Below are 13,831 nucleotides of genomic sequence, written 5' to 3'. Positions count from 1 at the left end.
CTACCTAGCCTGCTGGGGCGTTAGGCAGTCAGTCGGCAGCCAACATACGCTGCCTTTGGCGCACCCCATCCCGCCCCGCCATGCCACCAACGCCCAACAACAAACCCGCTCCTGGCTACGTCGGGCCGCTGCTCACCGCGCCGCCCAACCGCTTTGACATCGCGCTGCTGCCAATCATCCTGGCCGCCATTGTGATCGTCGCCTATGCCGCGCGCCAGATGGATGTGCCGTACCAGCCCGGCGAGATGCTCGACGTCCATCTCGACATCGCGTGGCTGCCGTATTACCTGATGCGCACCAGCATCCGCATGCTGGCCGCGCTGGTCGCCTCGCTGGTGTTCTCGTTCGCCTTCGCCGCGATCGCCTCGCGCAATCGCACCGCCGAAAAGGTGATGGTGCCGGCGCTCGACATCCTGCAGTCGATCCCGGTGCTGGGCTTCCTGTCGATCACCGTCACCGGCTTCATCGCGCTATTCCCCGGCTCGCTGGCCGGCGTGGAGTGCGCGGCGATCTTCGCCATTTTCACGTCGCAAGCCTGGAACATGGCGTTCAGCCTGTACCAGTCGTTCCGCACAATCCCCGGCGATCTGCTGGAAGCGGCGGCCATGTTCCGGCTTTCGCCATGGCAGCGCTTCTGGCGGCTGGAAGTCCCGTACGCGATGCCCGGCCTGCTGTGGAACATGATGATGTCGGTGTCCGGCGGCTGGTTCTTCGTGGTGGCGTCGGAGGCCATCTCGGTGTCCGGGCACGATATCCGCCTGCCCGGCATCGGCTCGTATATCGCGCTGGCCATCCAGCAACAGGATCTCGCGGCAATCGGCTGGGCCATCGTGGCGATGCTGGTCGGCATCGTGGTCTACGACCAGTTCCTGTTCCGTCCGCTGGTGGCGTGGGCCGACCGCTTCCGTTTCGAGACGCTGGCGCAGGACGCGGTGCCGCAGTCCTGGCTGCTCGATCTGCTGCGCCGCTCGGCCTGGGTTCACGCGCTGCTGAAATGGACGGCGGCGCTGGGCGGCCGCACGCTGGCGTGGAGTGCGCGCCATCGCGGCATGGTCGCGTTGCCAGCCGCGCCGGCGCGCTGGAGCGCCTCGCTCGACCGCGTGCGCGACGCGATCATCGTCCTCGTGGCCCTCGCGGCGCTCTACCGCGTATTTCACTTCATCCACAGCGAGGTGGGCTGGGCCGAGGCGGCCCATGTGCTGTGGCTGGGCACGCTGACGATGGTGCGCGTCATCGTGCTGATCGCGCTGGCCGCGCTGGTCTGGGTGCCGATCGGCATCCGCATCGGACTGAACCCCGCGGTGGCCCGCATCGCGCAGCCCATCGCACAGTTCATGGCCGCGTTTCCGGCCAACCTGATGTTTCCGCTCGCCGTGATGGCCATCGTCAAGTTTGGGCTGAATCCCGAAATCTGGCTCAGTCCGCTGATGATCTTCGGCACTCAGTGGTACATCCTGTTCAACGTGGTGGCGGGTGCATCCGGCATCCCCACCGAACTGCGGCTGGCCGCGCGCAACTTCGGCCTCAAGGGCTGGCTGTTGTGGCGGCGCTTTCTGATTCCGGCGGTGTTTCCGAGCCTGCTGACCGGGCTCGTCACGGCGGCGGGCGGCTCGTGGAACGCGAGTATCGTGTCCGAATATGTGACCTGGGGCGACCGCACGCTGGTGGCGACGGGTCTTGGCAGCTATATCGCCGAGATGACCGCCCGCGGCGACTTCCCGCGCATTGCGCTGGGCATCGGCGTGATGGCCCTGTTCGTGGTGGGCTTCAACCGGTTGCTGTGGAACCGTCTTTACGATCTGGCGCAGTCGCGCACCCGGCTTTGAGGCAAACACGATGGCACTGCTAGACAACTCCACATCGGTGATCGATCTGCGCGGCGTCGGCAAGATGTTCCGTACCGCCGACCATTCCGACCGGGCCGTGCTCGAAGGCGTCGACCTGACGCTGCGCGAGGGCGAGATCGTCGCCATGCTTGGCAAGTCGGGATCGGGCAAATCGACGCTGCTGCGCATCATGGCCGGCCTGGTGAGCGCGGACCGCGGCGAGGTGCACTTTCGCGGCCAGCGGCTGACCGGCACGGCGGAGGGCATCGCGATGGTGTTCCAGTCGTTCGCGCTGTTTCCGTGGCTGACCGTGCAGCAAAACGTCGAACTGGGCCTGGAAGCCCAGGGCGTGGCCAGGACCGAACGCGCGCGCCGCGCCGAGGCCGCGATCGACATGATCGGTCTGTCCGGCTTCAACAGCGCGCTGCCGCGCGAGCTATCCGGCGGCATGCGCCAGCGCGTGGGCATCGCGCGGGCCCTGGTGACGCGGCCGGACCTGCTGCTGATGGACGAGGCGTTTTCCGCGCTCGACGTGCTGACCGGCGAGACGCTGCGCGACGAAATGCTGGACCTGTGGGAATCGGGGCGCGCGCATATCCGCAGCATCCTGATCGTGTCGCACAACATCGAGGAAGCGGTGATGATGGCCGACCGCATCGTCATCCTTTCCAGCGATCCGGGGCGCGTGCGCGCCGAAGTGCGCGTGCCGTTCCCGCGGCCGCGCAATCGCGACGACGCGCAGGTGCGCGCGCTGATCGACGAGGTCTACACATTGATGACGTCGCCCGCCGCCACCGGCCTGCGCGTCCCCGCGATGGTGGCCGCGCGGGAAATCGGCTATCGCCTGCCCGAAGCCGACATCAGCCAAATGGAAGCGGTGCTCGACCTGCTGCACGAATCGCCGTTCTTCGGCCGCGCCGATCTGCCGCACCTGGCCAACGAAGCTGGCCTCACCGACGACGAACTGCTGCCGGCCTGCGAGGCCATGCAGTTGCTGGGACTGGCCACCATCGAGCGCGGCGACATCACGGCCACGGCGCTGGGCCGCAGCTATTACGAAACCGAGCCGACCGAGCGCAAGGTGCTGTTTGGCAAGCAATTGCTGGCGCACGTGGCGCTTGCCGCGCACATCCGCCGCAAACTGGAACAGAGCGAAGACGGCCAGGTGGGCGAGGAATCCGTGCTGCGCGAGATGGCCGCCTTCCTGAAACCGGACGAAGCCGAGCGGGTCCTGAAGATTGCGATCGACTGGGGACGCTATGGCGAGGTCTACGGCTATTCGTACAACAGCGGCATGCTGACCTTGCCCGAGTTGGAAGGCGCCGCGCCCGACGCCACACAGCCGCCTGCGCGCGAGGGCTAGCCGCGCGCAGTCAGAGCGGCCTCAGCGCTTCATCGGCGCGCGGATGGCGCGTCCGATCGCGCCGGTGCGCAGCGCGATCTTCGCGGCATCCTCGCGCAACGCGCGCAAGCGTCGTTCCAGCAGCGCATTGGCCGCGCGCCCCGACGAGCTTGCCGTCGACGTCGCATGCTGTTCCTGGGTCTTCTGCAGCGGTTCATTGACGCCGATTTCCCCGGCCGCGGCCGCCTGCGTCAGCACATCGGCCTTGCGCCGGTCCGCCGAATCGGCAATGCGCGCGCGGCGTTCGTTGGCGTCGTCTTCCGACACCGTCCTGGCCGGCTCGCCCTGCCCCAGGTCGACGCCCGCCACGGCCGCTTCCACCGGTGTGCGGACAAAGCCCGCGCCGCGCGGCCCGTGCCGTTCCTCGCCGGCCAGCCGCTCGCTTGCCAGGTTCAACGACCGCAAGGCCGCCGTCGTGGCCTGCTCGATGGCGGTTTCGGCAGCCGGGATATCCAGTTCGCCATAGTGTTCGCGCACCTGGATGCGCGCTGCCGCAACGTGGGCCGCCACCAGATAGTTCTGCACGATGAAGCGGCTCAGGTTGTCCACCGCCCGATGCCGGCTGCGCGGTTCGTCGAGCATGCGCTGCGACGACGAAATCAGCGCCGACAGATTGTCCATGAACTGCTTGCGCTGGATGCGATAGGCAAAGTCGTCCGGCGTCTTGCGCAGCAGCAGATCGCGCGTGGCCGAGATGTACTTGCGATTGGCCTGCAGCACGTTTTCCACCAGGCGCGGAATCGCGCGGTATTCCCAACTGGGCAGCACAAAGCTGAAAATCGACGCGATTATGCCGCCGATCACCGTGTCGACGAGCCGCTCGCCCACCACGGTCTGGCTGCCCGGCAACAGCAGGTTAATCTGGATCAGCACCTGCACGCAGGCGGCGATGGCGGTGTAGCGGTACTTGATCGTGGAGAACGCGGCGCTGCAGACCAGCGCCACATAGAGCACGCCGAGCAGCACCAGCGGATTGTGGATCCAGCGCAGCACGGCGACGCTGATGATGCAGCCGATCAGCGTGCCGATCAGGCGATCGTTGTAGCGCTGCTTGGTCATGCTGAAGTTCGGCTTCAGGATCACCACGATGGTCAGCAGGATCCAGTAGCTGTGCGACGCATACGGCAGGTGATCGCCTACCCACAGGCCGACAGCGACCGCCATCGTGATGCGCAACGCGAACCGGAACGCGGGCGAGCGCCAGTGCATGTTCTCGCGCAGCACGCGGAGTTCATACTTCTGGCGCGTCAGGAACGGCGTGAAATCGAGACCCGGCAGAATCTGCGCGGGTTCTACTGGCGTGCGCGAGGCCTCGTGCAATTGCCCCACCAGCGTGATCGCGCCGCGAATCATCTCGAGCGTGTCGCCGAGCGCCGTCATCGCCGCTGGCGATACATGGTGATGGCGCAACTGCGCGATTTCGTTTTCCACCGCGCGCAGGTGCGGGCCGTAGTCGAACGCGCTGTACGACGGCCGGCCACGCGTCACGTCGAAGGCGATTTCCTCGAGGTCCTTGCAAAGGCCGAGCACCAGTTTGCGTAGTTCGTCGAGCACCGGCGTGCCGCCGAACGTCTGGCGCAATAGCGCGTAGTCGGTATTGGTCGACAGCAGATATTCGTAGAGATCGAGCATGCGCAGGTGCACGCGCATGAGCAGCCCGTCGTGGCGCGTCTTGTTGGCGCGCAGCACCATGTCGCGCGCGGCCTGCTGGCGTTCCGCCACCACCATCTGCTGGCGCACCAGCCGGTTGAACTGCTCGTCGTAGTCGGTGCCGGCATCGTAGAACGCCGCCTTGATCTCGAGATAGGCAGCCATCTCGTAGAGCGATTCGGCCAGCACCTGCTGGCGCGTGCGCCGTTCCATGATCCAGCTGACGGCCATCGCATAGACCAGATAGCCAAAGCCGCCGACGCCAAACTGGAACGCATGCTCCATGGCTTTGCGCACCACGAAGTCCTCGTTGACCGTCAGTGTCATGACGAACAACATCGAGAACTGCAGCGGCATGGTCTTGTTGCCGTACACGGTCAGCATGCCCGCCAGGAACGTGACCAGCACCAGCACGAACGGCATGACCCGCGGGAACGGCGTGGCCAGCGCCACGAAGGCGGTGATGGCCGTGCACAGCAGCACGCTGGCCAGCATCTCGTTGAACTTGTGGTTCAGCGGGCTGGGCAGATCCATCAGGCTGGTGCACAGCGCGCCCACCGAAACCACCATGGCGCTCGGCAGATCCATGAACTGCATGGCCACCAGCGTTGTGCCGATGACACCGGTGGCCGAGCGCAGGCCACGGTAGATGTAGTGCGAGAAAAGGAACGTGCGGGGATCGTGCGCGTATTCCATGAGGCAGTCAGTAGCCGAAGCGGTTGGGGTGATGCCGTGGCGACGCGCGCCACGACATCGTGACAATCAGATTACTGGCCCAGCCAGCGCGATCGTCCCGCATGCTTGCCCGCCTCCACTACCACCTTGTACTGCATGGCCGGCTCGCGCGCCAGTGTGACCGTCAGAATTTGCAGCTCGTCGCGGCGGAAGACGTGCAGTTCGACCGAATCGCCCGGCCGATAGCGCGCCAGCAATTTGTCGAGCTGGCCCGGCGCCACGCGCAGGCCGTCCACCGCAGCCAGCAGGTCGCCGGCGGACAGCCCGGCCGCCTGGCCCGCGCCGCCGTCCAGCACCTGGGTGACGCGCACCCAGCCATCTTCGGTGCGCGACTTGATGCCAAGCGCCGCGCCGACGGCCGGCTTCTGCGGCTGCGCGGCGATGCCAAAGGCGCGGAACAACGGCGCCAACTGGATCTCAGCGGTGCCTTCGGTCAGCGCGCGCAGCAGGCCGCCAAGCCGCAGGCCGGTGATCTCGTCGAACAGCGCGTAAATCTCGGCCTCGGTAACGCCGCGCTGCACCGCGCCCGGCGCGTAGAAATCGCGCCCGTAGCGCTGCCACAGCGCGCGCATGATGTCATCGAGCGATTTGCGGCCGCGGGTCTTCTCGCGGATCGTCAGGTCCAGCGCCAGCGCCACCAGCGATCCCTTGGTGTAATAGCTGACGATGGCGTTGGGCGCGTTCTCGTCCTGGCGGTAATACTTGGTCCACGCATCGAACGCGCTTTCGGCCACGCTCTGCTTGGTGCGGCCGTTGCCACGCAGCACGCCGTTCCACGTCTTGGCGAGCATGTCGACGTATTGCTGCTCGGTGACCAGCCCCGTGCGCACCAGAATCAGGTCGTCGTAATAGCTGGTGAAGCCTTCGAACAGCCACAGCAGCGGCGAATAGGTTTCCTGCTCGAGCCGGTACGGCACATACGCGGCCGGCTTGATGCGCTTGACATTCCAGGTATGGAAATATTCGTGGCTGCACAGTCCGAGGAACGTGCGATAGCCTTCGCTGGTTTCGGGGTTGCCGCGCACCGGCAGATCGTTTCGCGCGCACATCAGCGCGGTGCTGGCGCGATGTTCGAGACCGCCGTAGCCGTCGGTCGTCACCATCGTCATGAACACATAGCGGCGATTGCTGTCCAGAAACGGCGCGCGTGCGGTGCGCGGTTCGAACAGCCGAATCTGCGCTTCGCAAATCTGTTTCAGATCGCGACAGATGCGCGCCAGATCGAGTTGCGGCACCTTGCCCGTGAACACCACGTCGTGCTGCACGCCGCAAGCGCGGAAGCTGGCCAGCGCGAACGTGCCCATCTCGACCGGATGGTCGATCAGTTCGTCGTAGTCCGCGGCCTGGTAGCGGCCGAAACCATGGCGGCGCGCGCCGCCCGGTCCGCGCGCCTCGGGCAGCGCGGTGGCCACGCGCCAGTCCGCATAGGTCTGGCCGGCGGGAGGATGGATATCGACCGTGCAGGGCAGGTCATCCTGGCCCACCACGCGCAGGAATACCGAACTGCCGTTGTAGAAGGCGTGCGTGGTGTCCAGATGCGCGCTGCGCACGGACAGGTCCCACGCGTAGACCTCGTACGACAGCGTCAGCGGGCCGGCTTCCAGCGGCAAGGCCGCCGCCTGCCAGGTTTGCTTGTCGAGCTTGGTCAGCGGCACGCGCACGTCGCCGGCATCGGCGCGGATGCGCACGATATTGCGGGCGAAGTCGCGAATCATGTAGCTGCCCGGAATCCACGCCGGTAGCGTGAAGACCTGACCAGCGGGATCGGGAATGTCCACCGTCACGGTAACGGCAAACAGATGGGCTTCCGGTTGAAGCGGGGCGATGGCGTAGCGGATCGGCGTCATGGCCACGATTGTAGCGTCACGTTTTGAAACAGCGTCCGCAGTGCGACGATCCGCGGATCGGTGGATCGGCGAAACGCTGGACCGTTGGACTGCATGGTCGCCGGAACGACGCCAGGCAGGCGCGCCGGAGCCCGCGACAATCGCAGGCTCTCGCCCCACAGTTGCAGGCTCGGCAGTGGCTCGCTGTCAGGCGTTCACATCCACCACCACGCGCCCGCGCATGCCGCCCTCCATGATCCGGTGGCCGGCATCGATGGCCTCGGCCAGCCGGATCTCGCGCGTGATGGCCTGCAGGCGGTCCGGCGCGAGATCCTGCGCCAGGCGATTCCACGCGGTCTGGCGCAACGGCATCGCCGCCATCACGCTGTCGATGCCGGCCAGCGTCACGCCGCGCAGGATGAACGGCGCCATCGACGCCGGAAAATCCATGCCCTGCGCCAGGCCGCATGCGGTGACCACGCCGCCGTAGCGCACCTGGGCACATGCATTGACCAGCGTGTGAGATCCGACCGAATCGACCACTGCCGCCCAGCGTTCCTTCTGCAACGGCTTGCCCGGAGCACTCAGCTCCGCGCGATCGATCACGTCGGTCGCGCCCAGCGCCCGCAGGAAATCGGCCTCCGCCGTTTTGCCTGTGGAGGCGGTCACGCGATAGCCCAGCTTGGACAGCAGCGCGATAGCCACCGTGCCGACGCCGCCGGACGCGCCGGTCACCAGCACGTCGCCGTCACCGGGGCGCACGGGGCCGTTGACGCCGCCGCGCTCCAGCGCCAGTACCGACAGCATCGCCGTGTAGCCGGCCGTGCCGATCGCCATGGCCTGTCGCGTAGTGAATGCGTCGGGCAGCTTCACCAGCCAGTCGCCCTTGAGCTTTGCGCGCTGCGCAAGGCAACCCCAATGCGTCTCGCCCACGCCATAGCCGTTGAGCACCACGCGATCGCCCGTTTTCCAGCGCGGATCGCTCGAATCGAGGACCGTGCCCGCGCCGTCGATGCCGGCCACCATCGGCCATTTGCGCACCACCGGCGAGCGCCCCGTGATCGCCAGTCCGTCCTTGAAATTGATCGTCGAATAGTCGACGGCCACCAGCACGTTGCCGTCCTCGGGCAACTGGCTTTCGTCGAGTTGCGCGATCTGTGCCTGTGTCTTGCCGTCTGCCTGGGTCAGCAGCAGTGCCTGAAACGTCATGATGTTCTGTCTCCCGTGGAATGTGGTCTGATGATCGATGGCGCAAATGAAAAGCGGCCGGACAGTGCCGGCCGCGTCTGACAGCCGGTTGGGGTCCGGCGTGCGGTTTACTTCTTGAGGCTGGCGAGCTTGCGTTCCAGCGTAGCGGCGTCGGCGGCGCCCGGAATCCGCGTGCCGTCGGTGAAGAACACCGCCGGCGTGCCGTTGATGTTCAGGCTCTGCCCGAGCGCCAGGTTGTCGTCAACCGGCGTCTTGCAGCTGCCGTTGCCCACCAGCGCCACGTGGTTGAGCATCCAGTCGCGCCAAGTCTTGGTGCGATCGGCCGAACACCAGATCTGCTTGGCCTTGACGCCGGAATCGGGCGACAGCACCGGGTACAGGAAGGTGTACACGGTAATGTTGTCCATCTGCTGGAAGGTCTGCTCGATCTTCTTGCAGTAGCCGCAGTTCGGGTCCGAGAACACCGCCACGCTGCGGCTGCCATCGCCCTTGGTCCACTTGATGGCGCGCGCCAGCGGCAGGTCCGCCCACTTGATCTTGTTGATCTCGGCCAGGCGTTCCTCGGTCAGGTTGGTGTTGGTCTTGGTGTCGATCAGCTCGCCGTTGAAGATGTATCGCCCGGACGCATCGGCGTAGACCAGTTGGCCGCCGACATTGACTTCGTAGAGACCCGGCACCGGCGCCTTGGTCACGCTTTTCACCTCGGCGCGGCCGCCCAGCATTTTCTGGATCGACGCCTTGATCTTGTCGGCACCCGGCTCGTCCGCGGCCAGCGCGTGAAGCGCGTATCCTGCGACAGCCACGCCGCTGGCCAGGGCGGCCATTGCGGCGACGCGGGTGGATCGGCGGCGGAACAGTTGAAACATATTGACTCCAGGTAGCGATATGCCGGTCAGTGTGCCGGCTTGTATCTCATCGGTAAATCGTGGTTGGTCGGTTTGACCGCACTGCCGCGGCCGGTTTGGATTCCATGCTGCCTGTGTGATCGCTGCCTGCGTGCCGGTGCCGATTGTGCCTCTAACCGAGCGCCCGGCTGATCAGAAACCGTTTGAGCAACCCCTGACCGCCCACCACGCGCATGCCAAGGTTGCGCACCATCCGCGCGGGCGTGCCCGGCAGCGAGAACAGCCGATGCAGCCCGTCGGTGGCGGCGGTCAGCGAGAGCAGGTCCGTGGCGCGCGCGCGCTCGTAGCGGCGCAGCAGCCGCAGGTCGCCCTCATGGCGGAACGCTTCTTTGTCGGCCATGACGCGGCCAAGTTCCACTACATCGCGCAAACCCAGGTTCATGCCCTGCCCCGCCAGCGGATGCACCACATGCGCGGCGTCCCCGATCAGCGCGACATGCGGCTGGACGAACTGCTCGGCGCGTTGCAGCACCAGCGGAAAGCCCTGTGCGGGCGTAATGCAGCGCAAAGTGCCGAAATGGCGACCCACCGCGCCATTGGCCAGCTCACCAACCGTGGCGGCCAGCGCTTCGGGCGTCAGCGCCAGCAGATCGCGCGCGTGCGCTTCGTCGGCGGACCACACCATCGACACCCGTTGCCCCGGCAACGGCAGCATCGCCAGAATCTCGCCGTTGGCCGCTTCCTCGTCGGCCATCAGTTTTTCGGGGGCGCCGAGAAACCATTGCCATGCGGTTTCCTGATGCGGCAGCTCGCAGCGAAAGTTGGCCACCACACCCAGTTGCCGATAGCGCCGCTGCGTGGTGCCGATATGGCATTGCTGACGCACCCACGACCGCGCGCCGTCGGCGCCGACCAGACAATTGGCGCGCACGCGCTGCCCGTCGCCCAGCGTCAGCGTGACGCCGTCCATGTCGCGCTCGAGGGCCTCGGCGGTGCCGTCGAACCATTGCACCTGATGCTGAAACCGCAGCGCGGTGTCGAGCACGCGTTCGACGTGGCTGGATTCGATGATCCAGGCAAGCTGCGGCACGGCGGCCGCGTAGGCCGAGAAATGCAGGTCGCCATGTGCGGTCGGGTTGGTCTGCGCAGCGCTTTCATCGCCGAACACGCGCATGTCTCGCACCGGCTGGATGCGGTCCGGATCGAGCGCCTCCCAAACGCGCAGGCGCTCCAGCAGCGCCTGAGAACTGGCCGAGAACGCATAGATGCGGCTGTCCCAGTCGTCCTCACCGGTACGCGCGGTATCGCCCACCGGACGCGGCGCGATGAGCGCCACCTGCATGCCCTGCTGCGCCAGCAACAGCGCGCAGGCCTTGCCGACGATGCCACCGCCGACGACGGCGATCTGGAAGCGGGAGGTAGATTTTGACGACATGTGGAGGGTGGCGGCGTCAGACGCCGGCACGGCAAGTGCGGATATGGCTGGATTATAGCGACGTGATGGCGACGTCATGAGCGCCGCACTCCGGGGCCGGCGCCGCGCCCGCGGATCGCCAATCGTCCCCGGCCGCGGGCCCCCATCCGCTAGAATACGGCTTTCGCCATTTCCTGCCTGACACCATGAGCCTCAAATGCGGCATCGTCGGCCTGCCCAACGTCGGCAAGTCCACGCTGTTCAATGCCCTGACGAAAGCCGGCATCGCCGCCGAAAACTATCCGTTCTGCACCATCGAGCCCAATGTGGGCGTGGTGGAAGTGCCGGATCCGAGGCTTGCCAAGCTGGCCGAGATCGTCAAGCCCGAGCGCATCCTGCCGGCAACAGTTGAATTCGTCGATATCGCCGGCCTGGTCGCCGGGGCGTCCAAGGGTGAAGGCCTGGGCAACCAATTTCTCGCCAACATCCGCGAAACCGATGCCATCACGCACGTGGTGCGCTGCTTCGAGGATGACAACGTGATCCACGTGGCCGGCAAGGTCGATCCGCTGTCGGACATCGAAGTCATCAACACCGAACTGGCGCTGGCCGATCTGGCCACGGTCGAAAAGGCGCTGGCGCGCTACGTCAAGCCGGCCCGCGCCGGCGACAAGGAAGCGCAGCGCCTGGTGGCCGTGCTGGAGAAGGCGCAAGCCGTGCTGGACCAGGCCAAGGCGGTGCGCACGCTGGATCTGGCGCCCGAAGAATGGGAAGCACTGCGCCCGTTCTGCCTGATCACGGCCAAGCCGACCATGTACGTGGCCAACGTGCGCGAAGACGGCTTCGAGAACAATCCGCACCTGGACGCCGTGCGCGAATACGCCAAGACGACCGGCTCGCCGGTGGTTGCGGTGTGCGCCGCCATCGAGGCCGAGATCGCCGACCTTGACGATGCCGACAAGGCCGAATTCCTGGCCGACCTGGGCATGGAAGAACCGGGCCTCGACCGCGTGATCCGCGCCGGCTTCAAGTTGCTGGGCCTGCAGACCTATTTCACCGCTGGCGTGAAGGAAGTGCGCGCCTGGACGATCCACGTCGGCGACACCGCGCCGAAGGCCGCTGGTGTGATCCACACCGATTTCGAACGCGGCTTCATCCGCGCGCAGACCATCGCCTACGATGACTACATCGCCTTCAAGGGCGAAAACGGCGCGAAGGAAGCTGGCAAGATGCGCGCCGAAGGCAAGGAATACGTGGTCCACGACGGCGACGTGATGAACTTCTTGTTCAACGTCTGACGGTTTTTTCGGAACTCAGGAGCGTTCGGTAGCGCTTGGTGGATTGGGCAGGCCTTTTTAAATCAAGGGTTTGCCTAACAATACGGTCTGCTGAGCGTTCCTATTGTTCATCGAGGTCCAGAAAATTCGGGGGTAGCGTTGGGGGTACTCGTGTTCAACCGTGGGGGTACTTTTCCCCGCAGTGGAGTCCAACGATGCCCGAAAACCTACTCACCGACCTCAAGGTCAGGTCGGCCAAATCGACTGATCGAGATTGGAAACTTTCAGACGGCGGGGGCCTGTTCCTGCTGGTCAAGCCCACCGGCGGCAAGCTCTGGCGGTGGAAGTACCGCTTGCAAGGCAAGGAGAACCTCTTTGCCATTGGAGGCTTTCCTCAAGTAAGCCTTGCGGAGGCGCGCGCGGCCCGCGAGAAGGCGCGCGCATTGGTCAAGCAAGGCATCCATCCTGCCCATGAGCGGCAGCAGGTCAAGCAGCGCAACCTCGAAGTGCTGGAGGAACGCAAGCGCGCAAAGGAAAGCTCGTTCGCCAAGGTGGCGCAGGCGTACCTGGCCGAGATCAAGCCAGTCTTTGCGCTCAGTTCCTACCGCACGAAAGAGTCACGCATTAGGAAGTACCTGTCGCCCAAGTTCGATGGGATGCCGATGAGCGACATTGGCGTGAAGCAGATTCGCCCGCTGCTGGAGGAATGCAAAGCTCATGGCGCGTGGGCGGCCATTCACGTCAAAGGCGATCTTTCGGCGATCTTTGAGTTTGCGGTGGTGCGGGGACTGGTCGAGGCCAATCCGATTCCCAGTCTTCGTGGGCTGCTGCGCGTGCCGTTCAGCGAGAGCAAGGCGGCGATGACGCGAGAGCAAATCCAGAAGTTCTATCAGGAGTTGCGCGGCTACCGGGGCTATCCGGAAACCTCGTTGTGCCTGCGGCTGATTGCGCTGACCGCCTGCCGTCCAGGGGAAGCGGCGGATGCCGAATGGGACGAGTTCGACTTTGAGGATGCCTTGTGGCGTCGGCCTGCGGCGAAGATGAAAGCGCGGCGTGACCATGTCAGTCCGTTGTCTGCACAGGCCATTGCCGTGCTGAAGGATTTGCAGTGCATCACGGGCGGTGGCCGCTATCTGTTCCCACACCGGAGCGGCAAGGGCTTCACCACGCCCAACCGACTCACCTACGCCATGCGTGACATGAATCTGGGCCGGGGCACGACGCCGCATTGCTGGCGGACGACCTTTTCCACCTGGGCCAATGAGAACGGATACCGGCCTGATGCGATTGAGCGGCAGCTTGCCCACGTGGAAAGCAACAAGGTGCGGGCGACGTACAACAAGGCGTTGTTGCTGGATCAGAGAAGGACGCTGTTGCAGGATTGGGCGGACTACCTGAGTGCTGCGGAGGGCAGCAGCACGGCATAGGGACAACTTCGCCGAGTGTTGCAGAACGAATGGACAGGTGCGGCCTTTTCCTTTTCTGGGTAGGGCCGTTGCCCCTTGGGTGCCGTTCCCTTGTCCTTTGCCTTTGCCGAAGGATGGGCGCAGGGAAATGGGGTAATCACTTTGGGGTATTGAGGTAATTTTTATTGGATTACCCCATTTTGTGTCGCCGTATCAAGGTTTCCCTGGTTGTTCGGCAATG

At 65.3% G+C, this 13,831-nt stretch carries 9 protein-coding genes; 4 read left to right on the top strand and 5 right to left on the bottom strand.

Annotated elements, in window-relative coordinates:
* The first annotated feature begins 80 nt into the window (after positions 1-80).
* Positions 81-1,826 (top strand): ABC transporter permease, encoded by a 1,746-nt coding sequence (locus tag F7R19_RS26740; RefSeq protein ID WP_150982610.1) that lies wholly within the window; start codon positions 81-83, stop codon positions 1,824-1,826.
* A gap of 10 nt (positions 1,827-1,836) precedes the next feature.
* The gene (locus F7R19_RS26735; RefSeq protein WP_150982608.1) at positions 1,837-3,189 is read left to right on the top strand and encodes an ABC transporter ATP-binding protein; all 1,353 of its coding nucleotides are present in this window, start codon (positions 1,837-1,839) and stop codon (positions 3,187-3,189) included.
* 21 nt (positions 3,190-3,210) lie between these two features.
* Here F7R19_RS26735 and F7R19_RS26730 read toward each other — a convergent pair whose 3' ends face one another.
* The 5 genes from F7R19_RS26730 to F7R19_RS26710 form a co-directional block, all read right to left on the bottom strand.
* A complete protein-coding gene (locus tag F7R19_RS26730) occupies positions 3,211-5,574 on the bottom strand; it encodes an FUSC family protein (RefSeq protein WP_061953250.1) in 2,364 nt (787 codons plus the stop codon).
* A gap of 71 nt (positions 5,575-5,645) precedes the next feature.
* Positions 5,646-7,460, bottom strand: a complete 1,815-nt coding sequence (locus tag F7R19_RS26725) for a M61 family metallopeptidase (protein WP_150982607.1) — start codon at positions 7,458-7,460, stop codon at positions 5,646-5,648.
* 186 nt (positions 7,461-7,646) lie between these two features.
* The gene (gene acuI, locus F7R19_RS26720; protein WP_150982605.1) at positions 7,647-8,648 is read right to left on the bottom strand and encodes an acrylyl-CoA reductase (NADPH); all 1,002 of its coding nucleotides are present in this window, start codon (positions 8,646-8,648) and stop codon (positions 7,647-7,649) included.
* A 107-nt stretch (positions 8,649-8,755) separates the two neighbouring features.
* Complete coding sequence (locus F7R19_RS26715; protein ID WP_150982603.1) at positions 8,756-9,514, bottom strand: DsbC family protein; 759 nt, start codon at positions 9,512-9,514, stop codon at positions 8,756-8,758.
* 151 nt (positions 9,515-9,665) lie between these two features.
* Complete coding sequence (locus F7R19_RS26710; RefSeq protein WP_061953258.1) at positions 9,666-10,928, bottom strand: UbiH/UbiF family hydroxylase; 1,263 nt, start codon at positions 10,926-10,928, stop codon at positions 9,666-9,668.
* Positions 10,929-11,113: 185 nt separating this feature from the next.
* Here F7R19_RS26710 and ychF point away from each other — a divergent pair, with 185 nt between their 5' ends.
* Together ychF and F7R19_RS26700 are read left to right on the top strand one after the other, a co-directional pair.
* Complete coding sequence (ychF, locus tag F7R19_RS26705) at positions 11,114-12,205, top strand: redox-regulated ATPase YchF (protein WP_061953260.1); 1,092 nt, start codon at positions 11,114-11,116, stop codon at positions 12,203-12,205.
* Between the two features lie 194 nt (positions 12,206-12,399).
* A complete protein-coding gene (locus tag F7R19_RS26700) occupies positions 12,400-13,611 on the top strand; it encodes a tyrosine-type recombinase/integrase (RefSeq protein WP_086069420.1) in 1,212 nt (403 codons plus the stop codon).
* Positions 13,612-13,831: the final 220 nt, after the last annotated feature.

The sequence above is a fragment of the Cupriavidus pauculus genome, from assembly GCF_008801835.1.
GTDB classification, from domain to species: Bacteria; Pseudomonadota; Gammaproteobacteria; order Burkholderiales; family Burkholderiaceae; genus Cupriavidus; species Cupriavidus pauculus.
This window is presented reverse-complemented; position numbering and strand designations above follow the sequence as displayed.

Excerpts from the sequence above, each read along its gene's own strand:
- F7R19_RS26740 (WP_150982610.1), top strand. The coding sequence starts at position 81 with ATGCCACCAACGCCCAACAACAAACCCGCTCCTGGCTACGTCGGGCCG.
- F7R19_RS26735 (WP_150982608.1), top strand. The coding sequence starts at position 1,837 with ATGGCACTGCTAGACAACTCCACATCGGTGATCGATCTGCGCGGCGTC.
- F7R19_RS26730 (WP_061953250.1), bottom strand. The coding sequence starts at position 5,574 with ATGGAATACGCGCACGATCCCCGCACGTTCCTTTTCTCGCACTACATC.
- F7R19_RS26725 (WP_150982607.1), bottom strand. The coding sequence starts at position 7,460 with ATGACGCCGATCCGCTACGCCATCGCCCCGCTTCAACCGGAAGCCCAT.
- acuI (WP_150982605.1), bottom strand. The coding sequence starts at position 8,648 with ATGACGTTTCAGGCACTGCTGCTGACCCAGGCAGACGGCAAGACACAG.
- F7R19_RS26715 (WP_150982603.1), bottom strand. The coding sequence starts at position 9,514 with ATGTTTCAACTGTTCCGCCGCCGATCCACCCGCGTCGCCGCAATGGCC.
- F7R19_RS26710 (WP_061953258.1), bottom strand. The coding sequence starts at position 10,928 with ATGTCGTCAAAATCTACCTCCCGCTTCCAGATCGCCGTCGTCGGCGGT.
- ychF (WP_061953260.1), top strand. The coding sequence starts at position 11,114 with ATGAGCCTCAAATGCGGCATCGTCGGCCTGCCCAACGTCGGCAAGTCC.
- F7R19_RS26700 (WP_086069420.1), top strand. The coding sequence starts at position 12,400 with ATGCCCGAAAACCTACTCACCGACCTCAAGGTCAGGTCGGCCAAATCG.